General features: G+C 51.1%; 16 protein-coding genes. All 16 read right to left on the bottom strand.

Translation table 11 applies throughout. The features are described from left to right. Positions 1-40: 40 nt before the first annotated feature. The 16 genes from AB4Z29_RS19290 to AB4Z29_RS19215 all read right to left on the bottom strand — a co-directional run bounded on the left by AB4Z29_RS19290 (position 41) and on the right by AB4Z29_RS19215 (position 26,866). Positions 41-5,566 carry a glycosyl hydrolase 53 family protein gene (locus tag AB4Z29_RS19290; protein ID WP_441944633.1) on the bottom strand — a complete coding sequence of 1,842 codons (5,526 nt, stop codon included), beginning with the start codon at positions 5,564-5,566 and terminating at the stop codon, positions 41-43. Then, entirely contained in the window at positions 5,544-5,693 is a 150-nt protein-coding gene (locus AB4Z29_RS19285; protein ID WP_441944632.1) for a hypothetical protein, read from the bottom strand. Before AB4Z29_RS19285 ends, AB4Z29_RS19290 begins: the two co-directional genes overlap by 23 nt. Before the next feature lie 253 nt (positions 5,694-5,946). Next, the gene (locus AB4Z29_RS19280; RefSeq protein WP_441944631.1) at positions 5,947-6,864 is read right to left on the bottom strand and encodes a hypothetical protein; all 918 of its coding nucleotides are present in this window, start codon (positions 6,862-6,864) and stop codon (positions 5,947-5,949) included. Positions 6,865-6,877: 13 nt separating this feature from the next. Beyond that, positions 6,878-9,001 (bottom strand): alpha-galactosidase, encoded by a 2,124-nt coding sequence (locus tag AB4Z29_RS19275; RefSeq protein ID WP_441944630.1) that lies wholly within the window; start codon positions 8,999-9,001, stop codon positions 6,878-6,880. Positions 9,002-9,027: 26 nt separating this feature from the next. Beyond that, on the bottom strand, positions 9,028-9,849 hold the full coding sequence (locus tag AB4Z29_RS19270; protein ID WP_441944629.1) for a carbohydrate ABC transporter permease: 822 nt from the start codon (positions 9,847-9,849) through the stop codon (positions 9,028-9,030). After that, positions 9,846-10,727 carry a carbohydrate ABC transporter permease gene (locus tag AB4Z29_RS19265; RefSeq protein ID WP_441944628.1) on the bottom strand — a complete coding sequence of 294 codons (882 nt, stop codon included), beginning with the start codon at positions 10,725-10,727 and terminating at the stop codon, positions 9,846-9,848. The genes AB4Z29_RS19270 and AB4Z29_RS19265 overlap by 4 nt, the downstream gene beginning before the upstream one ends. 73 nt (positions 10,728-10,800) lie before the next feature. Then, positions 10,801-12,135, bottom strand: a complete 1,335-nt coding sequence (locus tag AB4Z29_RS19260; RefSeq protein WP_441944627.1) for an ABC transporter substrate-binding protein — start codon at positions 12,133-12,135, stop codon at positions 10,801-10,803. Positions 12,136-12,253: 118 nt separating this feature from the next. Then, positions 12,254-13,849: a response regulator transcription factor gene (locus tag AB4Z29_RS19255; protein ID WP_441944626.1), complete on the bottom strand. Its 1,596-nt coding sequence runs from the start codon at positions 13,847-13,849 to the stop codon at positions 12,254-12,256. Next, complete coding sequence (locus AB4Z29_RS19250) at positions 13,842-15,632, bottom strand: sensor histidine kinase (protein WP_441944625.1); 1,791 nt, start codon at positions 15,630-15,632, stop codon at positions 13,842-13,844. The genes AB4Z29_RS19255 and AB4Z29_RS19250 overlap by 8 nt, the downstream gene beginning before the upstream one ends. 129 nt (positions 15,633-15,761) lie before the next feature. After that, on the bottom strand, positions 15,762-18,836 hold the full coding sequence (locus AB4Z29_RS19245; protein ID WP_441944624.1) for a discoidin domain-containing protein: 3,075 nt from the start codon (positions 18,834-18,836) through the stop codon (positions 15,762-15,764). 170 nt (positions 18,837-19,006) lie between these two features. After that, complete coding sequence (hflC, locus tag AB4Z29_RS19240; RefSeq protein ID WP_441944623.1) at positions 19,007-19,873, bottom strand: protease modulator HflC; 867 nt, start codon at positions 19,871-19,873, stop codon at positions 19,007-19,009. Then, positions 19,870-20,931, bottom strand: coding sequence for an FtsH protease activity modulator HflK (gene hflK / locus AB4Z29_RS19235; RefSeq protein ID WP_441944683.1), 1,062 nt, complete (start codon positions 20,929-20,931; stop codon positions 19,870-19,872). Before hflK ends, hflC begins: the two co-directional genes overlap by 4 nt. Before the next feature lie 180 nt (positions 20,932-21,111). Continuing rightward, entirely contained in the window at positions 21,112-23,172 is a 2,061-nt protein-coding gene (locus tag AB4Z29_RS19230) for an alpha-galactosidase (RefSeq protein ID WP_441944622.1), read from the bottom strand. Between the two features lie 66 nt (positions 23,173-23,238). Next, a complete protein-coding gene (locus AB4Z29_RS19225; protein ID WP_441944621.1) occupies positions 23,239-24,861 on the bottom strand; it encodes an extracellular solute-binding protein in 1,623 nt (540 codons plus the stop codon). 102 nt (positions 24,862-24,963) lie between these two features. Continuing rightward, complete coding sequence (locus tag AB4Z29_RS19220) at positions 24,964-25,851, bottom strand: carbohydrate ABC transporter permease (RefSeq protein ID WP_183559180.1); 888 nt, start codon at positions 25,849-25,851, stop codon at positions 24,964-24,966. A 25-nt stretch (positions 25,852-25,876) separates the two neighbouring features. After that, positions 25,877-26,866, bottom strand: coding sequence for an ABC transporter permease (locus AB4Z29_RS19215; RefSeq protein ID WP_441944620.1), 990 nt, complete (start codon positions 26,864-26,866; stop codon positions 25,877-25,879). Between the last annotated feature and the right edge of the window lie 28 nt (positions 26,867-26,894).

The raw sequence follows: 26,894 nt of genomic DNA, 5'->3' as shown, positions 1-26,894 counted from the left end.
AGGATGCCTTCGATTGATGGCATCCTGTTTGTTAGGCTATTTAATAAATAAGGTGATATATTCTCTCCAGCATAACCGCCGCCTGCGCTCTTGTCGCGTTCCCTTGCGGCATGAATTCCCCATGCCCCATCCCGCTTACGAGCTCCGCTCGCCTCAGCGACTCCACTGCTTCCTTGGCGTAAGCCGAGATTTGCGGCTCATCCGAGAAGGAGGGTGTGCTTTCTTTTTCGACTAGCTTAGCATGGATCGCTTGCGCCGCACGATGCAGCAGCACGGCCATTTCCTCCCTTGTAATCGCTTCCTGCACGCCGAAGCTTCCGTCTGCTTTTCCTTTGACGATGCCTGAATGTTGCGCAGCTGCAATGGCGGAAGCGTACCAGGCATCCGCTTTTAAATCCGAGAAGGATGCAGGATCGGTCACTTCTTTCATTTCGATTACATTCATCAGCAACTGTACGAATTCCGCTCTCGTTACAGCAGCTGACGGTTTAAAGGTAAGGGCATCAAACCCGCTAATCATTCCCCTGGCTGCGAGAAATCCTATGCTTTCCTTTGCCCAAGCGGCTCCAGCAAGATCCGTAAACCGCGTTTCTTTGTAGGTTGCTGCATATTTGCTGAAATGTGTGGGGCTAAAAAGAATCGTTCCATTGCCTGGTTGGTAGCTCGCATTGTTAATAAGCTCAAGCTTGCCCGCTTCACTGATGAAATACACGATGACGTTAGAAGGCTGCTCGCCCTGCTGAAGCTTGTAAGGCAGCTCAATGTTAACCGTGCCAGGCTCAAACGTCATGATCTTCTTGCCGTCGACCGTTAGATTAAAGTCGAGCACAGGATGATTGCCAATCGACGCTCTGACCCCGCTCGGTAATGAAGCATCATCTGCTTCAGCAACCGAAAGCCTTACGCTGCCAGTTGACGAGCCTATATTTGAATTCACCATGCTTGGATTAAACGAGATCGTTGCCAATCCCGTATGAACGATAATGGCTTGCAGCTCTTCTTTCGCTGCTTCTGCTATCTGCTGCGCCGGAATATCGATATGCATAGCCGACCCGGCAGGTGACTGTACGTGCAGCGTAATCGTATGCTCGGCTTCATTCCTTGTTCCTTGCTTCAAATCCGCTTTAATTACCGGAACAGCTGGTGTCGCCGTAGATACCGGTGCCGGCGATGGCGTTACCTCCGGTGTTGGTGACGGTGTTGGTGACGGCGTTACTTCCGGCGACTGTGACGGCGTTACCTCCGGTGTTGGTGATGGCATTACCTCCGGTGTTGGTGACGGCGTCGGTGTCGGGGTTGCTTCCGTCTCTTCGACCGATAGCTGAATAGCCACACCTGACGTCGTCTGCTTATCCGCAACGCTGACGCCGACCGCTGTTCCTTGCAGGTAGCCTGCTTTGCTGGCAGCAAGAGCGTATCCGGCTCCCACAGGTATTTCCGATATAGTAAACGCGCCAGCCTCATCCGTCAAAGCCGTATACATGATGCCGTTAACAGTCAGCTTAACGCTCGCATCCGCTAACGCTTCGCCAGCCTCATCGGTTACGACTCCCGAGACCGCTCCGCTTCCCGCGCCTAAGTAGCCAACGGTTACCGAATCGATTAATGCCCAGTTTCCTGCATAAGCATCGGCATAGAAGCCGATCGTGAGCTCTCCGTTCTCTACCCTGGCATTCATGCTGTATTCCGTCATTGTATTTGTCTTCGGAATATCGAACCGCGCAAGCTCGCTGCTTGCATCCTTGGCATACATGTAATATTCCTTTTGATCGCCGCCGTTGTAGAACCAGGCCGTTACCTTGTAATAACCGTTAGCGATTCCGGTTAATGTCTGATTCGCGTCTGACGTGTACGCACCGGCCAGCCAATTCGAGAACACATAACGGCCGTCCTTCGCGTTCGCATGCGTCTGCGTAAAGGTGCCATTCTCCGTTCCCGTCACAGTCCAGCCTGGAATGACAAATTTATTCGCGCCCTGTGTCTCGAACCCGGCATTCGTTAGCGGAATTAGCGTCGCAAGCTGCACATTCACGGCCGTCGTTTCCTTCATCGCGGTCACGGCAACCCCAGCGATCGTTCCGCTCAAATACCCGGCCTTGCTAGCCTTTACCGTATATCCGCTTTCGCCCAGCACACCTGTCAGCGTATACCTTCCAGTGGCATCCGTTTGTGCCGTATAAGTTTTTTCGCCATTTGCAGCCGTTACGGTTGCACCGGCAACTGGAGCATAAGAGCTGTCTGTTACAATACCAGCAATGCTGCCGATATTATTCGTCATTGTAATATGAATACCGTTGGTTTGTTCGCCGACGTTTACCGTCACGTTCGACGATTCACCATCCAAGTAGCCGGACTTGCTCGCCGTTACCTTGTAATTCGTGCCGGCTGGAACATAGCTTAAATGGTATTGTCCGGCTTCATTTGATACCGCAGAATAGGTTTTCCCGCCTGTGATGACCTGAACCTGCGCCTCGTTAATCGGCATGTGGTCGCTTCCGAGCACCGTTCCTGTTATGGAGCCCGAATTCAAAGCGATTGCCAAATCAATCGTTGAGGTAACCGCTCCAATGGCAACGTCTACGCTGCCAACTTCTCCAGCTGCATACCCATCTAACTCAGCTTTGACCGTTATCCCTGAAGCAGCTGGCAGATCAGTCAGCGAATATTGCCCCGCAGCATTCGAAACGGCGCTGTAAGCAGCTCCTTCAATGACCGTGCTCACCTTTGCGTCTGCAACCGCGACATCGTGCTGGTTCCTAACGGTTCCCGTAATGGAGCCTCCGATTAATGTCACATCCTGATTACCCGTAAATTCACCTGCTTGCGTTACATTCACGGTAAGCTGCCCTTGCTGATATCCGCTTTTGGTTGCGGTAATCTCGTAGGCTGCACCGATTGGCAAATCAGGGATGAAGTAGTTGCCGGCTGCATCGGAAGTCGTACGGTAGACCGTGCTTCCAGCAGCTGCTTCAATTGAAGCGTGGGCGATCGCTTTCCCATTCGAGCCGCGGACAACACCCGAAATATGCCCAACGACCGAGCCTTCCGTATTTTGCGTATAGGCATCATGAGCAGGCAGCGCCTTCCCGCCGAAATCGAACAGCGTCGTATTCGATACGACGTTCAGGTCAGGCTGATCGTCGATTTCCTTAATCGCCCAGCCAACGCCAGGCACCGCTATCATAATCGGATCCCAGTATAGATCGCCGATCACTCTGCCGTTCTCTACGCTTTTCAAACCGTTGAACAAATTGATCATAAATTCTTTTTGCCCTTGCGGCGTGCTTGTGTCAGACGAATACGGGCCATTATCGTTCAATTGGCCGATCGTGCCGTTCGGCAGAGTAGCATTCCAGTTGTAGCCCGTTTCCATAATCATAATGTCTTTGTCATACTTCTGGCTGAAATAATTGCAGAACGCTACGATCTGTTCAATCGTCAAATCCGTCCAAAACGGATAATACGATGGACCGATAATATCGTAATCCACATTCCTTGCTTCGATCTGGTCAAAAAAGCTTTCATATTTGCTCATATTTCCCGCATCGTCTAGATGCAGAATCACTTTGGATTGCGGGGAAGCCTGCTTGACCGCTTCCGAGCCGGCTTGCAGGAACCTTGCAAGATTGCCCCAATTGGCGCTTGAAGCTCTGCCGTAAGGGAACAGAATGCCGGACTGCATTTCGTTGCCGAGCGAAACGAATTCAGGTGCGGTGCCCTGCTCGACCATCGCGGTCATCACGTCAAGCGTATAAGCGCGCAGGAGCTGCTCCAGCTTATCGACTTTTTCGCCTTCCGTTGCTAGTCCGCTAATAGCGGTCTGCCATTCATTCGGGATGTTATGCGTAGCGCCGTTCGTCCAATAATCGCTATAGTGGAACGAGAGCTGGATTTGCAATCCTGCAGCCTTTGCGCGCTTCGCAAGACTTAGGATGTCCGCTTTATCCATAATGCCTGCCGGGCGGTAATAGCTGCCGTCGCCATGTCCTTTGCCCGGCTCGTTATAGACGCGCAGCCGTACGATGTCATGCCCGTTTTCTTTTAAAATGTGGAAAAGATCCTTTTCATTGCCGCTTCTGTCATAGAACTTGCCGCCCTGCGATTCCACATAGGTGAGCTCGGAAACGTCCCCTCCTTTTAGAAAACGGTAGGGCTTGTCATCCTTTACAAGCTCGATGAAATCCAGCTTCGTCCAATTGCCTGCATTCGCATTTGTGTATAAACCGATCGTTGCCTTGCCGTCCGTAACCTGAACGCCTCGCAAATAAACCTTCGTCCACTCACTGTTGATTGGCAGTGCCGCCCTTGCCTCCGAAGTGCCCGTATCGCGTGCGAACACGTAGCTTGCTTGCTGTCCGCCGCTGTTTTGCACCCATGCCGTCAAGGTGTAATAGCCGTTCTCGAGGCCGGTCAACGTCTGGTAAGTCGACACTTGATAAGCGCTGCTCGACGAATGATTCAGGCTGCTGCTGCTTAAGTAGCCTGGCGCATCCGTAAACGAAGCATCGACGTCCCCCTCCTCCGACCAGGCACTAATCACTTGTGATTGGCTCTCTGTTTGAAAACCACGGTTCTCGATAGCCACGCCGCTCGCCTCCAATTCAACCTCTTCCGTTTTGACAAGCGTTATGAGGTCAATTCCGAGCCAGCTGTCTGCTCCACCATCCGCATAAAAACCGATAGTCGCGCTGTTGTTCTCTACGATAACCGGCACGCTGATTTGCGTCCAGGAGGTGGAGCTGACCGGAATTGTCTCCTTTACCTCTGCTCTGCCTGTATGGCTGGCGTACATATAGCTCTCTGTGAAGCCGTCGCTTCTTGCAACCCAAGCCGACAGCGTATAGGTACCGTTCGCAAGTCCTGTGACCGTCTGAAACGTATTCGCCGTATAGGCCTCAGCGCTCCAGTAATTCAAGCGGTTGGTCCCTCCGTTTGCAGGCGACCAATCCGCTTGAATCGCAATAGGCGTCGTGCTTCCCTCGGGTCCGAACTCCGTTTCCCATCCGGTTAAACCGCTTTCAAAGCTTGTATTCTCAAAAGCTTTGGCCGGAGCTGCTTCATCCAGCACAAGCGTAACCATATCCACCCCCATGTAGTTGCTCGCAGAAGCCATTCCATCTGCATAGAAGCCGATGGTCAGCTGATTGCCTGCTACGGTAACAGGCAGGCTGATTTGTGCCCATACACCGCTCTCGGGTATGTCGGTCTTTTCCTCTGCCCCGCCCGTATCCTTGGCATACATGTAGCTTTCATTGAAGCCAGCTCCCCGCTCGACCCAAGCTGACAGCGTATAGGTGCCGTTTACTAGGCCGGTAATCGTCTGATTGGTGTTCGCCGTATAGGCTCCCGCGCTCCAATAATCCAATCTTTTGGCGCCGCCGCCAGCAGGAATCCAGCTCCCCTGAATCGTCATAGGCGCAGTGCCTTCTGCCGGAGCAAAGCTCGTATTCCATGATTCCAAATCGCTTTCAAAGCTGCCATTCGGTACGTTAACCACCGTACCTGCCGCATGTGCAGCGGGCAGAGAAAAACCTGCGAATAGGCTAAAAACCATACAAAATGCCATGACGATGCTGATGCCCCTTCGTAAACTGCTTGCTTTGTTCACTCGTTGTCACTCCCTCAATCGTGAATTCAAACCCCATTCGTACTGCAGCAACCGAATAAAGCGCTGTCATTTTCCAGTAGGACATAACGGCTTCATCTATCTACCTCTTTAACTTTAAAGGTTTTCTCCGGATCTACAAGCGATACAAATGCAAGATTTTAGCAGGTTTTATAACCAGTTTCGCTATTAAAGAGATATAAGGCGGATATTGGATGGCATCTGCCATTAATCGAACGCCTCGCCCTCAAGTTGGCTGCAGCACGCGACAAAAAAAGGTGACTCCAATAGGCGCATTGCCTGGAAGTCACCTTCTATTGCAAACCATTATATCTCATTGCTTATCCCTGTCCCAGCTCAATGTCCAGATGCCAGGAATAGACCTCCTCCGGCATAAGCGTCTGTGCAGTCCCATTCTGAACAGCGGTATCTAATGCATCAAAGTAGCCAATACCCGGCTCCAGCGCACAAACGGTTCGGTCATTGAACATTCCTTCATCGATCCATACGCCGAAATAAGATACTTGCTCGAGAGGCCAGCACAGCCGCAAATAATTGCTGCTATCTAGCCCATGCAAAGCCGCACACCCTTCAGGAGCTTGGCCGGGATAATAAAATTTTCTGCCGTCACCGGTTACTTCCGGCCGCAATCGGCTTTGGCCAGCGAACTCGTAGCTTTGGCCCGCAACGAGCTGATTGCCGCCATATACGCATAGCAATTGCTGCATCTCGGAAGGAAGAACAATCTCTGTCGGCTCGTCTATCGCGAACTGGGGATGCGCAGCCCATAAAAAAGCTTGCGGCTTCTCCCCTTCGTTGCGAACCTCGTAGGTTAGCCTGATGCTACCATCTTCCATGAATGTAATCTCTCGGCTAAATAGAAACGGCAACGCCGCGCCTTTAACCTTACACGCAACGGAATTCCCGCCGCTTCGCTCATAAGACCATGGCAGCGACCATACTTCGCCATGATCGGGAAGCATCGCCCCGCCCTCGGTAACGCAGCTGTTTATCGTGGGGAAGCACTCATCCCAGCCGCTCATATCCCAGTTCGTGAAAGACGATCCATAGACAGGTGGAAGAAGCGGCCTGCTTCCCGAATCAATCAGCCATTCTTTGCCCGATGGCTTATAAACCAGCGAAACAAGCTTTGCGCCTAATTCGGGAATAAGCTCCAGCCGCACTAATGCATTCTCCATCACAACAGAAGCAATTCCTTTGTACGAAGCATCAAAAATCTGTGTCCCATCCGTTTTCATAAACGTTTGCTCCTTACTCCGCGAGCAGCTTCACGCGAACTAGGCTGCTTGCATAATCCCCGGATAACCCAAGTGGAATGCCGATATTCATCAGATTGGAACCATGTCGTACGATGCCGTGTCCGTTCTCGGACAACACTTCATATGTTCTGCCAGGCTCCAAGCCCTGCAGCTTCAGCCTCATTTCCTGATAGCCGAAATACTGCGCTTGCTGGAACGCGAAGACAACTGCCTCCTGCTTATCCCTGCTCACATACTGGCAGGCAGCTATATTTCCGTCCGCAAATGAAGCCAAACGGTACAAGCTGCCTTCTGTTACGGTGGATCTGATTTGCTTATAAAGTGCGATATACTGGCTGGCTTCCGCCGCCTCCTCTTCCGTCCAGCAGCTAATGTTGGCGCCAATTCCTAAGCCGCCCATCATCGCGCTATGGAAACGGAAGGACAGCGGCAGCCTTCTTCCGTTCAAGCCATGCGGGGATTCCGTGACCCAGCACATCATAACCGAAGGGCTGTAAGCAAAGCTGAATCCTTCTTGTATCGACAAGCGATCGCGGGCATCCGTATTATCGCTAACCCATGCCTGATCCGCATAACGAAGAATGCCTAGATCGATTCGTGCTCCGCCGCCCGCGCAGGTCTCGAGCTCCACGTGGGGAAAGCTCCTTCTCAGCTCTGCCCAAATCTCGTACAAGCTCTCGACATGCTTGTTCCACACCGATTCGCCCAGCTGCTCATGCAGCGGCAGCGCGCCAGGCTCCGTTACGGTTCGGTTCATATCCCATTTGATGAACGAAATATCGTATGTGCCGAGCAGCTCCTTCATGAAGCCGAGGACGAATAACTTTACTTCCGGCTTGCCGAGGTTAAGCAGCAGTTGATTGCGCAGCAGCGTGCCCTCGCGTGTCGGGAATTGATACGCCCAATCCGAATGCTTGCGGTACAGCTCGCTGTCAGGATTGACGGACTCGGGCTCGACCCAAATACCGAACTCCATGCCAAGGTCCTTCACTTCATCGATAAGCTCCTGCAGGCCATTCGGGAATTTCTCTGGATTCACCTGCCAATCGCCCAGCCCAGCTCTGTCGCTGTTCCGTCCTCCGAACCAGCCGTCATCCACAACAAATCGCTCGACGCCTATTGCCGCTGCCCGCTTCGCGAGCTCCTTCTGTCCTTGAACAGTTACGGCGAATTCCGTTGCTTCCCACGAATTATACAAAACCTTGCGAATACGGGAGCCCGGAAGAACACATTCGCTTTGGTAACGGTGCAGCTTTCTGCTCATGTCGCCGAATCCGTCTGAGGCGAACCCGCCAACGAACACCGGCGATTGGTAAGCAGAGCCGGGAGCAAGCGTGAAGGCGCCGTCAAAGTCGTTAATCCCGCCGCTCACCCGAGCGCGTCCGAAGTTAGACTTCTCAACGACCATTTTCCAATTGCCGCTCCAAGCTAACGCCCCGAACCATACGCTGCCGGAGCGTTCATCCGCTTTCCCGCTATCGATGGCAAACCAAGGATTGGCGCTGGCTCCGGTAAACCCTCGGCGGGATTCCAGCACCTTCTTGCCCTCGGTCAACCGGTCCCTGCGCAGCTGGAATTCCCCTGCCCAGCGGCCGCTAACATGCGTAAGCCGATAATCCGGCATGGCTGGCATGGACCAAGCTGCGGCAAGCGCCTGCTCGACAACGACAGCCGAAGCCTCCTCATTGCGAATGCAGACGCTTCGCTCGATTACGTCATATTCAGGAAAAACCTTGTAGCGAAGTTCGACCTTCAGCGCGTAATGCATATCTGCCAAGGCAATGATCAGCTCATTGTCATGAACGATCGCATAGCTCTTATATACAAGCTTCAAATCGCGAACGCCGTCTGCGAACCTCACCTTTAGGCAAGGCTCGGAGTAATGGCTTCCGCCCCAGCCGCCGTACTCCTCCATGTCCCGTTCGATGCTGGCATCAAAGGAGCTATGCCCCCAGCCTTTCAGCAGATCGGCGGTCTCCGATGCTTCTACCGGCTCACCCCAGTACAGGCTTTGGGGGTTTCCTTTCTCATTGATGCCGAAAATATAGGATGAGCGGTTTGTGCGAATGTCGAAGATCTTCGATGCTTCCAAATAAGTAATGGGCAAAATAAACACTCCTTCTGTTTATGCTCTGTTGAATGCTAGCCTTTGACGGCGCCAGCGGCAATGCCTTTGATGATGTATTTTTGCATGAACAAGAAAAAAACGATGATCGGAACCATGCCCATAACGGCGTATGCAAACGCTAGGTTTAGATCGCTGCTGTACTGCCCGAAGAAAAAATACTGCTGCAGCGGAATGGTCCGGTAAGACGCATCCTGTAAAAACAAGAGCGGCAGCAAAAAGTCATTCCATATATAGAGCGCATTCAGAACTAGCACCGTTGCCGTTACCGGCTTCAGCAGCGGCAGAATAATGCGGAAGAATATGCCCGGTGTCGAGCAGCCGTCGATGGTAGCCGCCTCCTCGATTTCCCTCGATATCGCCCTGATGAAGCCGGTATAGAACAGCACGCCCATCTGGATGCCTGCTCCGCCGTAAATGAGAATAATTCCCCAATGCGTATCGATCATATGGAGCGTTTTGCCAAGCTTATAGATCGGCAGCATCGTAATTTGGAAAGGAACCATCATCCCCGCGAGGAAGAGAACGAAAAACATCTGATAAAATTTTTTATTCCGCCTCGCGATCGAATAACCGGCCATTGCCGAAATCGTCACGATTAACCCGATAGCCACAACGGTAATAATCAAGCTGTTCATAAAAGCGGTCGGATAATGGGATGTATCCCACGCGTGCGCGAAGTTGGCCAAATCGAGCTTTGCCGGCAGCGCATAGAAAGCGTCATACGTTTCTTGGGGCGATTTGAACGCCATCAGCACCGCCACGTAGAAGGGAAACAGAAAGACAATTGCCAATACCGAAACGAGTATAAATACGGAAACATGCCTGACCTTCCTCATACCTCCACCTCTCTTCTTCTAAACACGGAGAGCTGAATGAGCGTCACGATGACAAGAACGACGAAAAAGATCATCGATAGCGCCATGCCGTAGCCCCCCTTATAGGAAGCAAAGGAGCTGCTGTAAATATAAGTGGACATAACCTCGGTAGCGAAGGCCGGCCCGCCATGCGTCGTTACAAACACCAGATCGAACACCTTTAGAGCACCCGTCAACGTAAGCACCATATTGATGGTGAAGGACGGGGCAAGCAGCGGAAGCACGATATGCCACAGCGTTTTGGACGTTCCCGCTCCGTCTATTCTTGCGCTCTCGACAATTTCCTGCGGAATGCCCTGCAGTCCCGCGATATATATAATCATAGGCGCGCCGATACCCTGCCAGACCGCAATGACGATGACGCCAAACAGCGCATAGCTGGGGTTGCCGAGCGGGCTTGTCACATTGTCAAAGCCGAAGAAGCTGAACAATTTGGGGAGACCTGTGCTGTAGTTGTAGCTCCATATAAAGCCCGAAAGCACGATAGAAATGACACTTGGCAAAAAGAATACGGTACGAAATACATTTCTAAATTTCAGATAAGAATCCAGCAGCAAGGCAAACAATAAGGATAAAACGTTCACGACCACCGTTAGAATAATTGCGTATTTAAACGTATTGATTAAAGCCATCCACAAATCATCATCCGTCAGCGCATTTTTGTAATTGCCCCATCCGATATAGCGAAGCGACTGGGAAACGCCGTCCCAATCGGTGAAAGAGTATCTGATTCCCATGCCGAGCGGAACAAGCAGCGCCAAAGCAAATAAACAAAAGCCAGGCATCAGAAACAGCACGTACCAAAATTCATTTTTTACCGTCCGTTTGAAAACGCTCATCGCTGCTCCTCTCCAAAAATACGGCCTAGCGGGAAATAGGCGCCCGCTAAGCCATGTTTTTGCATCCGTGAAGTTATTTATGATTTTTGGCGATCCAATCATCCATCTCCGCAATAATTTTGTCCGGCGTTGTTTTGCCGAAGAAGTATTTTTGCAGCTGCTGGCTGAATTGCGTTGACCAGTCAAGCGTCGTGTTCGCGAAATAAATTTGCGAGTCATACGTCAAGCCTTGATCGAAGTATGGCTGCAATTCATCCATCGCCGGCGCGATGCTTGTCGTAGAGCCCTTTACGTAGCTGAGCGACTTGATATTATTTACCCAAGCGTCTCCGCCCTGCTTGCTTGCCATGAACGCCATGAATTTCAAAGCGGCTTCTTTGTGCGGCGTATTGCTTGCTACGGCCAGTGATGCATCCGGATTAAATTCAAGCTTGTTTAATGCCGGATCGTTGCTGAACGGATACGGGAAATAGCCAAGGTCGTTATTATAAAAATCCGGATTTTTCTTCTCGATATCAAGGAGCGGCCACGTACCCATGTACATCATGCCGACTTCGCCTTTGGAGAAAAGATCCACCGCGCCGTTATAATCTACGCCCAGCTGATCCTTATTGCCAAGCTCGAACAGCTTCTTAGCGCGCTCTATGGTTACTTGGACTGCCGGGTTATCCGCGAATTTCGCTTGGCCGACCTCTAGCTTTTGGAAGAAGTCCGTTTGCCCCTCTTCAAGCGCCGTTAAGCTCGGAAGATCGCGAGTCGCCCACATGCCAAGCGTCCAGCCGTCCTTCCAGCCAAGCGCGAACGGCGTTTTCCCAGCAGCCTTGATTTGGTTGGCCGCATCCAGCAGGGCATCGTATGTTTTTGGAATTTCGAGCCCTAAATCTTTAAATATCTTCTTGTTGTAAAATACGGCAATCGGTCCGCCGTTTATCGGCATAACGAAATTTTTGCCGTCCGTCGCTTGCCCTTTCAGCACGCTTTCATCGAAGCTCGATAGAAACGGCTGTCCAGTCAGGTCCATGATATACCCGCCGTCCGAGAACAGCTTCGCTTGGCCGCCGGAGTTGAGCGTGAACACGTCGATAATGTCTCCGCCTGCCAGCTTCGTTTTGATCAGCGTATAATAATCGTCGTATTTGACCGGCTGAACCTCAACCTTGATGTTCGGATTCTCGTTCTCGAACTGCTCGACGATCTTGGCTACCCCGTCCGTCACGTCGCTCTTAAAGTGCATGAAGGAAATGGTCACGGGCTTCTCTTCCACGGGAGCCTGCGTTGCTTCTGTCTCCTCCGCCCCGTTATTGCCTGCCTCTTCCGTGGCTGCAGGCGCGCCGTTATTGCCGCCGCAGGCAGCCAGAAGCAGCATCAGCATGGCAAGGCAAATGCTTACGTATACTCTTTTGTTCATTCTAATTCCCCTTTGCGAAATATGGAGTGGCGAACGAATATGCTTCGCTCTACGTCTATCATAGAACCCGACAGCCCAAACGGTAATTTAAAAAATTGTGCACCTTATGTTCAATTTTTTAGACTGGGCTTTCTTGATCCAAGCTCGCTTCCCTATACTCGGAAGGCGTCTGGCCTTTCATTTTTTTGAAAACCTGGCTGAAATAACGCTGGTTCTCATACCCGGTCAGCTCCGCGATTTCAACGATTTTACGATCAGAGCCGCTTAGCAGCTCGCATGCCTTCTCTATTCTTTTACGGCTAATATACTCGATGAAGTTTTCGCCTGTAACCGATTTGAAGAGCTTGCTTAAATAGCTCGGATCGATATGAAACCTCGTAGCCACATCGACCAAGCTCAAATCCTCAAAATAATGCTCATCGAGAAACACGGCAATATCGCGAATAGACTGATCCGTTTCCGATTTCTCTTGGCTGAGCGCTAAGCTGTCGATGAATAAGGCCGTGCTGGCAAGCCAGCTGCCCAGCTCATTGCCATCGAGAATATGGGCTATTGCTTTCGGCTCTAAGAATGCAGGACGTGTCAAGGCTGCGCTTGAAGAGACGCTTAGCAGCTCAGCCAGAAGCGTAAGCTCCCTATGAACCTCGCGTATCGTTATATCCGGCAACTGCTTAATTTTGTTCGCTAAGCTCTCCACTATGCGTTTCATATCCTTGCCGCTGCGTGAAGCCAGTGCCTGATTGAACGCCTTCGCCTCGAAGGTATTAAACAAACCTCCGGCAGCGTCGATCCGGCTAGCTTCCTGCTCGCAGATGCACAGTCCTGCGGCATGGAAGCCATTTGCGAGCAATGCGCCATGCGCCGATTCGAAAGCCGCAGGGAGCTGCTCCAGCTTGGCGCCTATCTTGCATAGCCCAACAAGCACGTCGGCCGCGTACATCCTCTTCATCGCTGCCTGAAACCGATCAAGCAAGCTCATAATTTGAGCACGGTCATAGGCTGACTCAGGGAAAGCAAGCACGATCCGTTCCCGGTTATCCGTCTTGAACACGAGAGGCGAATCCGCGCTTAGAAGCTCATGCCAAACGTTCTCCACGCTGAACATCAATAGGTCCGCGTTGCCATGGAATTTAATGTCTGCAATCGGCCTATATTGCCGCAGCGAAACGAGCGCGACACAGAAACGGTCCTGCGCGTATGGAACGCCCAGCCTCTCCGCCTGCTCATAAATGTCGGCTACATTATGAATGCGGCCGCTCGCTATATGCTGAAGGAATGCTTCCCGCTTCAGGCTCTGAACATCCTCGGCATGTTTTTTCTGCTCCAGCAGGCTGGACTCGTTTTGAATGGCCTCGATCGCTTTCGCCATCGCTTCACGCAAATCCGCTGCCGAAACGGGCTTTAGCACATATTCGCAGGCACGGTAAGTGAGCGCCGCTTTTAAATACTCGAACTCCGAATACCCGCTAATCACAATCACTTTGATCTCGTTATATTCTCGGTGCAGCCTGGCCAGAAACTCCTGCCCGTTCATCACCGGCATATTCATATCCGTCACAACGATATGCGGCTTGCTGATCCTAATAAGCGCCAGCGCCTCCTCCCCATGCCTCGCTTCCGCGATGACTTCAAGCCGCGGCGCAAGCTCGCTTATCATTTTTCCGATCGCTTTCCTTCCCCACGGCTCATCGTCAACTACCATCACCTTATACATCTATAAGCTCCTTCTTTCTATCCGGTATAATGATAACGATTTCGGTACCCGCTCCTAATCGGCTGTTGATTTCTAGCCCGTAGGCAGGACCATACACGAGCTTCAGCCTCTCATGCACATTTTTCAGCCCGATGGACACGCCGTCGAACAGTTCCTTCGATTTATATTTGAGGTCCGACCTTAAAGACTCTAATTTGCTTGGTTCCATGCCAGGTCCGTTGTCCTGCACGGTTAGGATAAAATTCCCCGTCTTGCAGGCTGCGCCAATCCGGATCAGAAGCTCCTTCTGATCGTCTTTCACTAGGCCGTGCACAATGACATTCTCAATAATCGGCTGCAGCACGAACCGAATAATTGTCATATCCATTAGCTCCTCCTGCACATCAATCTCCAGCTCGATCGCATTCTCGAAGCGGAGCTGCTGAATATACAAATAATTATTCGCATGCACGAGCTCCATCCGTAGCGTCGATTCCATATTTCCTTCGTAGAAGCTGTAGCGAAACAGATCGCCTAACGCGCGGCACATTTCATGAATCTCGTAGTCGCCCATCAGCACGGCTTTGCCGCCAATCGTCTGCAGCGTATTGTAGAGGAAATGCGGATTAATCTGCATTTGCAGCGCCATAATATGCGCTTCCTTATTCCGCAGCTGCATTTCGTATTCGGTTTCAATCATCGTTCGGATCTTGTCCGTCATGAAATTAAAGCTGCGAGTCAGCTCCGATATGTCGTCGCGCCAAAGCGTCGGCTGTTTGACGGTAATTTGAAAATTGCCGTTCCTGACCGCCTTCATCGCTTTCCCTAGCAGAAAGAGCGGCTTCGTTATGTATTGCTGCGACAGCAGCGACAGCAAGAAAATGAACAGCAGCACAAGCACGAGTGCGCTGACCGTAATGTTCATGAGCTGTTTCCGGCTGTGCTCAAGCTCCGTATTCGGATATACGATCGATAATCTTATATTTCCGTTATTTATAAAGGAGGTGTTGATGAGCAAGCTCTTGTTCTCGGAGAAACGCAGATTATGCTTCTCTTTCCCAACGGGCAAAGTCAGCGGCTCATACGGATCAATGGCTGAAGCGTAACGGTCTGTTGTTTGATAGAACGGTTCGCCGTGCCTATTCTGCAAAATAATTTCATTCGGCTCGTAATTATAGGTTTTAATGATTTTATCGATCTCTTTGCTTTGGATATAAAATATTAGCGTTCCTGTTTTCGTTCGGTAGAACGGATCATAAATCGTTACTCCATAGACGAACAACCGCTGCTGCAGCGCAGCATCCGTGTAATTGAACATCAAGGAATGCTGGTACGGCAAATCCAGCAGTTCATCGAAATAAGGCGTATTCTCCCCAAGGCGTATATTGTCGTAGCTGGCCGCCCGCGACCAATTGTCGGCTAGCTTATTGTCTTTGCCGTAAATCATCACCTTAATGATATTCTCGTTCCTGCTCTCGACCAGCCGGTAATAATTGCTCAACGAGTCCTTCAGAAATAAAAATTCTTCGCTATTGTAATCAATGCCGTGCTCCATTAGGTTCATAATCCGTTGGAAGCCGTAAACCTGCAGTGCGGAAGCCGATAAATTCTGAAAGTATTTGTCCAGGTAGTCCGACACGTAGTCCGCATTCTGGTCAGAGCTCCGATACATGGTCCGCTCCAGGGAACGGGCATTGGTATCATAGAACAAATAAGAGAGAATAAGCAGCGGAATGAGAGATATGATTACGGTGCTCCATACGATCTTTGTCTTGATGCTGCGATTAAGCAGGAACCTGAGCATAAGTCTACCTCCATAAAGTCAATTCACACTTCTCTCTACGACAGCCGCTGCCCGAATCCCTTTATCCAAACAGGAAAAAGCGGACGTCCCGCAGCCGATTTCGCAGCTAGGACCGTCCACCTCTTGCCTTTATTTATAAATGGTAAAGATTAAATCGCGATTTCCGCTGCTTTCGGTTGACCAAGTCGAGCCGCCATTCGTGGAAAGTCTAGCGAAGCCGCCGGCGTAAGGATTCGCGTCGCTATACGCAAAACCGTACTTATTGCTTGTTGAGCTGTCGTCGAGCGTTTCCGGCGAGCGCAGCACGAGCCCGTATTTCTTCGTCGTATCCAGCCCCGTCAACCGCGGATAAACGGCATACGGCGTAGCAGCCCCAGGAATATTACTCGGATGCAGAGCGGCGCTGAACAGCGTCTGCACCGGGTTATTGCTTGCATCCAATAACACAATGTCGAGATACAAGTTATCCTCCGGCAATTTGTTCACATAGTTCTCGTACAGATAAACATCCATTCTCGGTAAGCTCGATTGCGTAAGGGTGAAAGTTTGCATCCGCTGAATCGAAGCGCGGATATCCGAATAGGTCGAATACGCTGATCCGCTGTTGTCCTGGTCGATCCGGCTTCCGGTATTGCCAGCTACGTTATAAACCTCGATTTCCTGAATGGACGGAATGAACCTTGCGGTCTTCACGTATAATCGGAGCTTCGATGTGGAGACAGTCGGGAAGTTGAATACTCTGCGGTCACCGACCGTAAAGTTCTGACTGAGATTCACATAGCTCGAACCATTCCAATATTGAAGCGCATACGTTTCGATCTGGAAGCTCTGGCTTCCAGATCCGTATTCGCTGACGACGACGCGGTTCACGTTTGTGGCAGACCCCAGATTAACCTCTAGCCACTGATTGCTGGATGTTCCGTTCTCGGCACTCCATCTTGTGCTTAGACTGCCATCGATCGCTTTGGATGCCTCATATCCAGCTCCGGCAGTCCAAGTGGACGATGCCGTCGCCGTTTTTCCGAGCGCTAGATTCGTCGGCGCCGTTGGAAGCGATGAGGCATTGGCCGATATCCGGATAATGATCGATTCGCCAGGCTTCAACGTCCTGGAGAAGCTGCCCGTGTACGTCCCGAGCTTCGTCTGGCTGTAGATTTCGGTCAAGGTAAACGCCCTGCTTGGGCTTAACCCAAGATCACTGAATGAAAGCGTAACGGGAGCAGTGTTGTTCATATCCCAATTCGAAAGCCCGACAATACGGTCTCCGTTCGTGTCCGTTAAGTAGATCGCGCTTGGCGAATGCTCGAGCTTATGATAGAAATTAGTCATTTTGACCGGCTTTGCGGCGTTTCCTTTTTTGACTAGATCCAGAATGCCCTCGTTTTGCAGAATAGCCATCCTGTCCTCCGAAATAAACGGTACATTGTCTCCAACTAGCCAATGTCCGCCTCCGAGCGCGATCGCCGTAGAGAGCAGCGTGCCTTCGTTAAGCGTCACTTTATTGAACCCGTCAATCACGCTTTCCGGGAAAATCATATCCACGTCGTTATAGGCATACAACGTTCCGTTCGTCCACCAGGATGCTGCCGCGTTGAACGCCTGCCGCTCTATGCCCGGATAGGACTCAAGCCCAATAGTCGTATCGACGCCAGTCCTTCTGCCATGAGCGTAACCGCCCGGTAGCAGCGGAGCGATCGATTCATTGATATAGATGTCCTGAGGAGCAGCCAGCAGCGTATCGCGCATGAGCTCCATCCCGATTCGATATGCTTGCATTCCGTTTTTCGTCGTGTCGTAAAACTTCCCGTCATACATGCCGAGGTCGATGAAATCAAGCTTTACGTAATCAAATCCCGGTGCTACATGGTAATTGTCCATGACCCACTGGATATAGGCTCTCCCACCTGGATGCGTCGCATCGACGATATACGTGTTGATATACGATTTGATCGGGCTGCCGCTCGCATCCTTCAGCGCGATATTGCCGAATGTGTAGGAGGTGCCCGGTACCGTAGCGGCTAAGTCGTCGAAGATCGCGAACGGTGCCGAGTAGGTGCCTGCTTTCATTCCCTTCCCGTGCACATAGTCCACGAAATCCTCTAGGTTCTGCAAATCGGTTGCGCCTTCCACGCCTTGGTAGCAGCAATCCAGATTCATGTAGTTGTAGCCAAGCGATTTCAGATGCTCTTCGAAATAATCGGTCATCGGCAGCATCGCGTCAGCTGTTGGATACGTGTAATAGGCATACCAAGTATTGAAGCCGATTGGCACATCGTCGGCCCAGTCCAGCTTCGGCTCGGCAACGGCATACATCTCGCCGAATTGCTCAAGTCCCGCTTGGTAATCAGAGAAATAGCCCAAGAAAAATTGATCGCTGGATACGGAGGTTCCGCTCTGCTGACCTCCGGCATTGTAGACAGAGAAGCCGGTTAAGCTGCCGTTAGCCGTGCTCGCCTGCCGCAAGTATTGCATGCTCTTCCACTTGAAGGTCGTCGCGGCGCCCGCAATGAAACCGTGCTTGTTCGTGTTGTCGAACATCGAAGCGACCCAGTAGCTTGTCCCGTTAAATGCGCCCCAGGTTTCTCCAGCCCCATAAGGCCTGTCATTCCCATTCTGGCTATTGCCGAAGTCATTGACAGGCGCCACCCCGAAATCGTAATTGTTCGTATAAGGCGTTGTATAAATGCGTTTATCCGATCCCGCACCGATATCCAAATTGGCGGATGCAATCGGCTCCATAAAGTTTATCGTTTGGCTTACGGACTTGTTCACCGTCATGCCTGCAAGCACGAATGACCGGTTCTCGTACATTTTGATCGTCAGAGTAATAGTGGAGCCAGACGCCAGCGTATTCGTAATCGTCAGCTGCTTGCCGCCTGTCCCGTATCCGTCAGCGCCAATTGATGCCCAGCTGGCTGAGCGAGTTCCAGCATCGTAAGAGCTGATGCGGCTTGTGCTGCCTACCACCCCATAATCCGAATAGAAGTCCGACATAATGACCGTGCTGCCGGATTTGAAATCTCCTCGCCCGTCAGACAAATCGTACGTAATCGCAAGCTCCCCATTGGTAGCGGTTACAACACTGCCTGACTGAGAAATGACAACCGCCGCTGCCGAGACAGCCGCACCGAACGGAATACTTCCCGCCGCCAATAGCATAAACGCAAGCATGACCTGCAAACCTCTTCTTATTCCCTGCTTCATTCCTTATTTCCCTCCCCATGGATGGATAGACGGACATTCGATATGCCCTTAGCTCTATCTTGCCTTTAGAGAGCGCTTCCAACAATGCAATATTTTGTGCATCCACCGTTTAAAATTTTGTAATAGGCACAAAAACAAATCCCCTTCGCCAAGGCGAAGGGGACGGCATGTTATTGGCCTAATAAAATTTTGGCATAAGGAGAATCGATCGGAATCATAATGACCGGCTCATTCTTAAGCGTGGTCGTGTAGCTTTCAAGCGTCCGATAGAAATTGTAGAACTGCGGATCGCTGCCGTATGCTTTGTTATAGATAACGGCAGCTTCGCGCTCGCCCTCCGCGACGATTTTTTTGGCGTCAGCCTGCGCCTGCGCAAGCAGCTCAGTCGCGGTACGGTCCGCTTTGGACGTAATTTTGCGCGACTCCTCATCACCCTCGGACAAGTACCTTGCCGCAATGGACTGACGGTCGGAGATCATGCGGTTGTATACACTCTGCTTGTTCTCCTCCGGCAAGTCGGTACGCTTGATGCGGACGTCAATGACTTCGATGCCGTAGTTGTCTCTGGTCAAAGCCGTCACGACATCTTTGGTAATCTCGTCATTGATATTGCCCCGCGCCGTGTTCTCGCTGATAATATTGTCGTAATTGACCTCGGACAGCTTACGCCTAACCGAGTTGTACACGGCCTCGTCGATCCGCTGAATGCCTCCGCTTACCGATTGCACCGTTCTCAAAAACTGCGATGCGTTCGTAATGCGCCAAACGGTATAGTTATCTACAACGATTGGCTTCTGGTCCTTTGTCAGTATGGTCGTCGGGCTGCTCTCATAGGTCATTTGATATTTCGGCAGCGTCGATACGTTTTCAATGAACGGCAGCTTGAACTTCAGGCCTGGATCGGGAACGGCTCGCATCGCTTCTCCGAACCGAAGCACAACCTTGTATTCGCCTTCCTTCACGATAAACATGGAGCCTGAGCCTAGAATAACAACGACTAGCGCAATAATGACCGTTATCCAATGGTTTCTTTTCATTGCGCATCACCTCCTTTTGGAGCTTCCGAAGCAGGCGGCGTTGTGGCAGGCGGCGTAACCGTGCTGCCGCTGCCGCTTTTCAGCAGCTCATTCAAAGGCAGGTAGTTGACGGTATCGCTGTTTGAATTCGTAATGAAAATTTTGGCGCTCGGCAATATTTTCTCGAGCGTCTCCAGCACCAAACGGCTTTGGGTAACGTTCGGGTTGTTTTTGTACTCGCCGAATATCGCGTTGAATTTGGCAACATCGCCCTCCGCGTTCAGGATACGCGATTTCTTCTGGCCTTCCGCGTTCTCAAGCAGAGCCTGCGCTTCACCGCGCGCTTTCGGTATGCGGTCGTTCTCATACTTCGCGGCATTGTTGATCTTGGTGTTCTTTTCCTCGCGCGCATTCGTTACTTCGCGGAAAGCTTCCGCTACCTGGCCGCTCGGAGGCTCGATGTCCTGAAATTTAATATCGATAATTTGAATGCCTGTTTTATACTTGGCCTGCAGCTCGATCAGCTTCTCCCGAACCTTATCTTGAATGACCGTTTTACCGTCGGTAATCGCATAATCAAGCTTCTCCGAACCGATTACGGCACGGATCGAAGAGCTAGCCGCATTGCGCAAAAACTGCTCTGCATCCGAGATATTGTATAAGTAATCATGAATATTGCTAATTTTCCACTGCACGACCGCATCTGCCGACACGATATTCTCATCGCCCGTAATCATCATCGCTTCCTCATCCACCGGAATGGATTCCGAGCCCTCTTGGCGGTAGCCGATATGAATGCGCTGAGTCAGCTCCGCCGGAACGGTTATGACCTGCTGAATCGGATAAGGCCATTTGAAATGCAGCCCCGCTGAGGTTTCGTTGGAATACTTCCCGAACGTAAGAATGGCTGCCCTCTCCTGCTCCTGTACCGTGTAGAAGGAAGTTGATCCTACATAAATAACAACGACTGCGGCTGCTGCGCCGAATATAATTTTCTTTAATGTACCCGGTTTCAGCTCTGGCGGCCGCCGTCCGCCGCCCATGCTATGATTCTGCGGCTGGTTCTGGTTCTGATCCATGAAGCTCAATGACATCTCTCCCCTTTCAAGCATCTCTTAGATATGCGATCAGAAATCGCTATAGGGGATAATACGGGAAAGTAAGCCAAAGGTCACGGATTTTTCGCAAATTGTTTGGTTTTTATGAATAAATAATCATTTCTCTTCGTTTTTCTACGATTTAAGCAGCTTATCCTTCGATTAAGCTTGTTTAAACAGCAGCAGCCTCGACTCGGCAGGCGCCAGCTCGTTGCCATGCTCGCCGCTTCCCGCTTCCAGATTAAGCTCTTGCCCGCTCCACAAATCCCGAACAACTATCCCCTTAGAGGAATCTATGCCAAGTCTTGCAAATGATGCAAGGATTGTGCATCCCGTATCTCCGTCAAAGTTGAAAGCAGCCGCATATACACCGTTCTCGGTATGGAGCACGAATACATTCTCGCCCTTGCTGCCGCTTCTTCCCTCAACGGGCTTAAAGGTTTGCCCCCTGCGCGCAAGTGCCATAACCTCGCGGTTCGTCATCCATGCCTTCGCCCGGCGCGCAGCCTCCGGCTCGCGGTAATCATCGCCGAGCAGCAGGGAGGTGCCTGCAATTACGGCACTGTTCAAGCGGCTTCTGCCCTCGTGCTCGGTAGTTGCGCGCTGGTTGTCGCTCTTGTACAGTACCACGTGATCCGGGTCGTTGTACCGATAGAGGTTGTCATTAATCCACCATCCGTAAGTTAGCGCATTAAGCATATATTCGGTATCGCTAATCATTCCGAAAGCGTCGCAGGATACGCGGCGGCTGTGCGCATAGCCATGCGGAAACAGCGGTGCAATGGACAAATTGATCAGGAATGGACGACCAACCCGCTCTGGGGCAAGCGTATCCCTAACAAGCGCCATCCCTATGTTATAGGCCTGAATGCCCGTCCGCACGCTCTCATCATGGAAGACCCCTTCCATCGCGCCATGCGTCAGGAAGTCGAGCTTCACATAGTCGAATCCGAGCTCCACGAAGCTGTCCAGACTTCTCTTGATCCGCTCCTGCGCTTCCGGATGCGTCGGATCGATCGGGAACGCGCCATCCAGCTTCGGAAGCGGCAGCCCCGCCTGATCCTTAATGAGAATATCGCGGTAGAGCACACGGCCATCCGTCCCTTCCACAGGTGAATCCGGGTTGCTTCCCCAGAATGCGAACGGCGTGTAGTAGATGCCTGGCTTCTGACCGTTCCCCTTCACCCTTCGAACGGCATCCTTTAGCTGCTCTTCGGGCAGGCTGTTCCAGAACGCATCAAAATTCACGTACAAGCTGTCGCTATCGTCGGCGAAGCCGTTCTGCTGCAGCTCCTTGGCAAAGAAATCGGAGGTATGCGTGTACACCTCGTAATCCAGCTTGCTCATTACGGCCGACCAGCTGTTCCAGCCCATCGGAATGCCGCCTTCCCATGGTAGTGCAGGTGTAAGCACAGCATTCGCCTTGCCGTATTGCTCAAGCCCGTCGCGATAATCGGCGAATGCACCTACGAAGATCGTCGGCGAAACGATGCTTTTCCCGCGAAGAGCCCCGTGCGCCAATGTGTCTCTCGTCTGCATGTCGGCTGCGCCGCCAAAGACGCGCAGCCGTCCGACCGCTTCTGCAAAGGTGCCTTCCACGACGATACCTGTTTTCCAGCTGTCATGCGTAACCGATCCAATGACAAAACCGTTCCTGCTCTGCGAACGGTAAATCGCCGTCGTCTCGTAGCTCTGCACGCTGCATGGAATCGCGTGGGAAGCAAAGCGCACCCATTTATCGTTATCGAAGGGAATGAACAGCGTTCTGATTTCCTCAACCGGTCCCGTGCTATCGCCGAATTCGGCTACGCTTCCATCATTCAAATACGCGGCAAGCGGTGTCAGTTCATTCGTCTCCCATTCGAATTCGCTTTCGGCCTCAAGCTCTGTCAGCAAATACGGCAGCTGCTCGTACATCCGGAAATGCTGGCGCAGCGTCGGCTTGCCAAGCTCCTCATGTTCAAAGCTCCAGCGCAAGCCTTTGCCAAACCCGTCCTCGATTGGTTGAATCTTGGACTCTTGAACGAGGTGCTTGCTGTAATAGGCAGTACGCAGCTGCGCCAGCCCGTAGCGTGCTTCTGCATAAAGGCCGCTCAAGGCTTCGCCGCTGCTCCAGCGCAGAGTCAGCTCGCCGCTCGCTAGGTTTGCGGTTGCCTGAATGACCTCATTAGCCACAATAAATTCGCCTTGTCCGTGCTCGATTTTGAATGTTCCGATTTCCATCTTCGTCAGCTCCTCTAATATAATGAAAGGAGGCCGGCTGAGCCGGCCCCCTTTGCGCCGTTTGGATTATTTCCAAAGCTCCACGCGTTCTTTGTAGTTTGTCGTAAAGATGGCTTCAACCTTCTCGTCGCCAGCTGCTTTCATATCGCTCAGCATTTTGTCATAGATCGTTCCTGCATCCTCAGCTGTCTTAGCCATAATCGCTTTCGTCAATGCTTGTTTCGTAATGTCGTTCACCTTCTGCTCATTCAATGCTTCAGGTGTTCCGCCCTGCGGCCCCAATGCGTCGTAGAGGACGGTATCGTAAACGGAATCAGACAAGTTCTTGATAGCCATTTGGTCCACAACTCCGCGCTCGTAGCGGCCAGCAAGGTCATAAGGCGTGCCGTCTGTGCCTTTGCCGTTCTTGATAAACCAAGTCCATTTGCGGATACCAGTAGACTTCGCATAGTTGTTGAAATCATTTTTGAAGCCTGCGAGCACCTCAGGACGCGGCGTGCGTTTGCCATCCTTCATATCCCAGTGAACGCCTTCGACGCCCCACATCAAGAGGTACTGCCCTTCCTCGCTAGCAAGGAAGTTCATAAATTTCATCGTGCGCTCTGGATTTTTGTTTTTCTTCGTAATTGTAATCGCGTCCCAGCCCAGCGAGCTGCGTCCGCCGTACGTCGTTTTGCCCGGATCTACGCCATCGGCAACCACTTTATACGGGAATAGCTGCGACTGCTCGCCGCGATCCTTCAATAAGATCGTATTGGCCGCGCCTGGATCCCAGTAGGAGCCGGTCGTTGAGAAAACGTTGCCCGTAGCGAGCTTTTGCTCCCATACTTGCTTCTTGTTAATCGCCCATTCCTTGTCGAGCAGGCCGCTGCGGTACAAGTCATTCATATACATAACCATATCGCGGTATTTAGGATCTTTGACATCAAATTGGATTTGGCCATTGTTTTCGTAGAATTGCTTCAGGCCAAACATCCCCTTGAACGTACCGAACGATCCGCCAAAGTTTTCGCCATCCATCGTAAGCGCTGTCGTTTCCTTGCCTTCGATCGTCGGATATTTTGCTTTAAAATCTTGCAGCAGCTGTTTGAACTCGGAAGCGGTGAACGGCACGCCGCCCTCAGCCTTATCCGGTGCAAGCTCCTTCAAAATATCTTTACGGATATTGAAGCTGTAAACCGGTTCATTTTCCACGCCGTACCAATTGGAGAGGTAGTAGTTTTTCCCGTCCTTGTAGCGTGTTTTGTTCAATACATCGCCATACATCGTCGTTACGTCAGGGCCATACTCATCGATAAGATCATTTAATGGGATAATGGCGCCTGATTCGATATATTTGTTAACGAGATCGCTTCTACGGTCAAACAAGATCATGTCCGGCAAATCGTCGCTCGCCAGCATCAGGTTAAGCTTCTCCGCCGGATTGCCCGTCGGCTGCTGGATTTCAACCGTAATGCCCGTACGCTTCGTAATTTCCTCCGCTACGGCATTGCTGAATTTATCGCCTGTATTTTTATCGAAAAAAGTAATGGTCAACGGCTCATTATCGCCTGCTTCCCCAGAAGTGCCATTCTCTGCGGCAGGAGAATTGCCGTTATTTTTTGAGTTATTATTGGAGCCGCAAGCGGATAACACCGAAATCACAACGATAACGCTTAGAAACATCACTAGCCATTTTTTCATTTTCATCGTATAAATCCCCCTTGTTCGTGATCTTATTATAGTACATTTTCAATCAAAAACATTGCGCCTGAGCGATCGCATCACCTCCACTAATAGCGCTTCGCAGGACTAGCTCTTAACAGCGCCCAGCGTCATGCCTTTCACGAAATACTTTTGAAGGAATGGATAAACCATCAGGATCGGCAGCGTTGCAACCATCGTCGCGGCCATCCGAATCGTATCCGGCGATACCGCCATCCGCTTGGATGCATCGGCAAGCTGCTGCGCATCGCCAACCATGGCTCCCGTCTGATATTGATTCAAAATTTTAACGAGCACCGCCTGCAGCGTTTTCAGATCTGAGCTGTAGGTGAAGACATAGGAATCGAACCATGAATTCCAGTGCATGATCGCCGTGAACATCCCGATGGTTGCAAGCACGGGCGTCGTCAGCGGCAAAATGATTTTAAAGAAAATTTGCATGTAATTGGCGCCATCCATTTTGGCCGACTCGTCGAGCTCCTGAGGAAGCTGCTGCATGAAGGTCCGCACGATAATCATATAGAAGACGTTCATCATGCTTGGCAATATAAAGACCATAAAATTGTCGATCAGGTGCAGGCTCTTAAGCACCATGTAATAAGGAATCAGCCCGCCGCCAAAATACATCGTAAATACAAAGTACAAGGACCAGAAACGATTGCCGACCAGCTCTTTCTTGCTGAGCGAGAAGGCCAGCATGCTGATGACGACGACTGCCAGCGGCGTACCGACGACCGTTCGCAGCACGGTTACTTTAATGGCCGTCCAGATCTCGCTGTCGGATAAAATTTGCTTATAGCTCGCCAAGCTGAAATCTCTCGGCCACAGATACAAATTGCCTCGCAGCGTATCCTCGGCGCTATTCAATGAAATAATGAAAATATTCCAGAACGGATAGAAGGTTACGATAAATACGGCGATGATGAATAAGTAAACGCCGGACATAAACAGAAAGTCATTTTTGGACTTGATCATAGCGTGATCTCCTCTTTCTTTTTTACTAGAACAACGACTGCTCATTCATTTTTTTGGCCATCGTATTGACGCTTAAGACCAGGATGAAAGCGACGACCGATTTGAACAAACCGACAGCTGCACCGTAAGAGAACATCCCGTTTTGCAAACCGTATTTATACGTGTACGTATCGATAACTTCGGAATATTGGAGCACGGTATTGTTTTGCAGCAAAAATTGCTGGTCGAAGCCTGCGTTCAAAATGCCTCCAACAGCCAGAATAGCCAGAATAATAACCGTAGGCTTGATCGATGGCAACGTGATATGAAGAATCTGCTTTAGCCGGCTTGCTCCGTCAACCTTCGCGACTTCATATAGCTCCGGGTTAATAGCCGATATGGCTGCCAAGTACATAATGGCGTTAAAGCCCATATCCTTCCACGTATTCGATATCGCGATAATCCACCAGAACAAAGGTCCCTTCTGCATAAACTGAATCGGTTCATCAATAAACCCGAGACCTGTAAGAATATTGTTGAGGACGCCTCCGGAGGAGAGCACCGTAATGATGATGTTGGCTGCGATAACCCATGAAATAAAGTGAGGCATGTAGGATACCGTTTGAAAGGTTTTCTTGAACCAGCCGTTCCTCAGCTCGTTGATCATCAGTGCCAGAATGATTGGCATCGGGAAGCCGAACAGCAAGGATAGGAAGCTTTGCGCCAGCGTATTTCGCATAACCCGGTAGAAGTCACCGTTCGTAAAGAAATAATTGAACCATTCCAGACCGACAAATTCTGTCGTGAAAAACTGTCCGAAAAACGAACCGCCGCCCGGAGAGTAATTAATAAATGCCATGTACAAACCGAACATCGGAACGTACGAGAACAACAGCGTGACGATTAAGGCCGGCAGCATGAGCACGTATAACAGCCGCTGCTCCTTCAGTCTCGCCCATACACTAGTCTTACTTATGCCGCGTTTCCCTTTAGGGGGTACGGATTTGCTTGGTTCCGCTTTCATTATTGATTCCATGTGATAGCCTCCTGCCAGTCTTGCGTTG

Source organism: Paenibacillus sp. 2TAB23, from assembly GCF_052115165.1.
Taxonomy (GTDB): Bacteria; Bacillota; Bacilli; order Paenibacillales; family Paenibacillaceae; genus Pristimantibacillus.
Note: the sequence above shows the minus strand (reverse complement) of the source record. Positions and strands in the feature narration are given on the sequence as shown.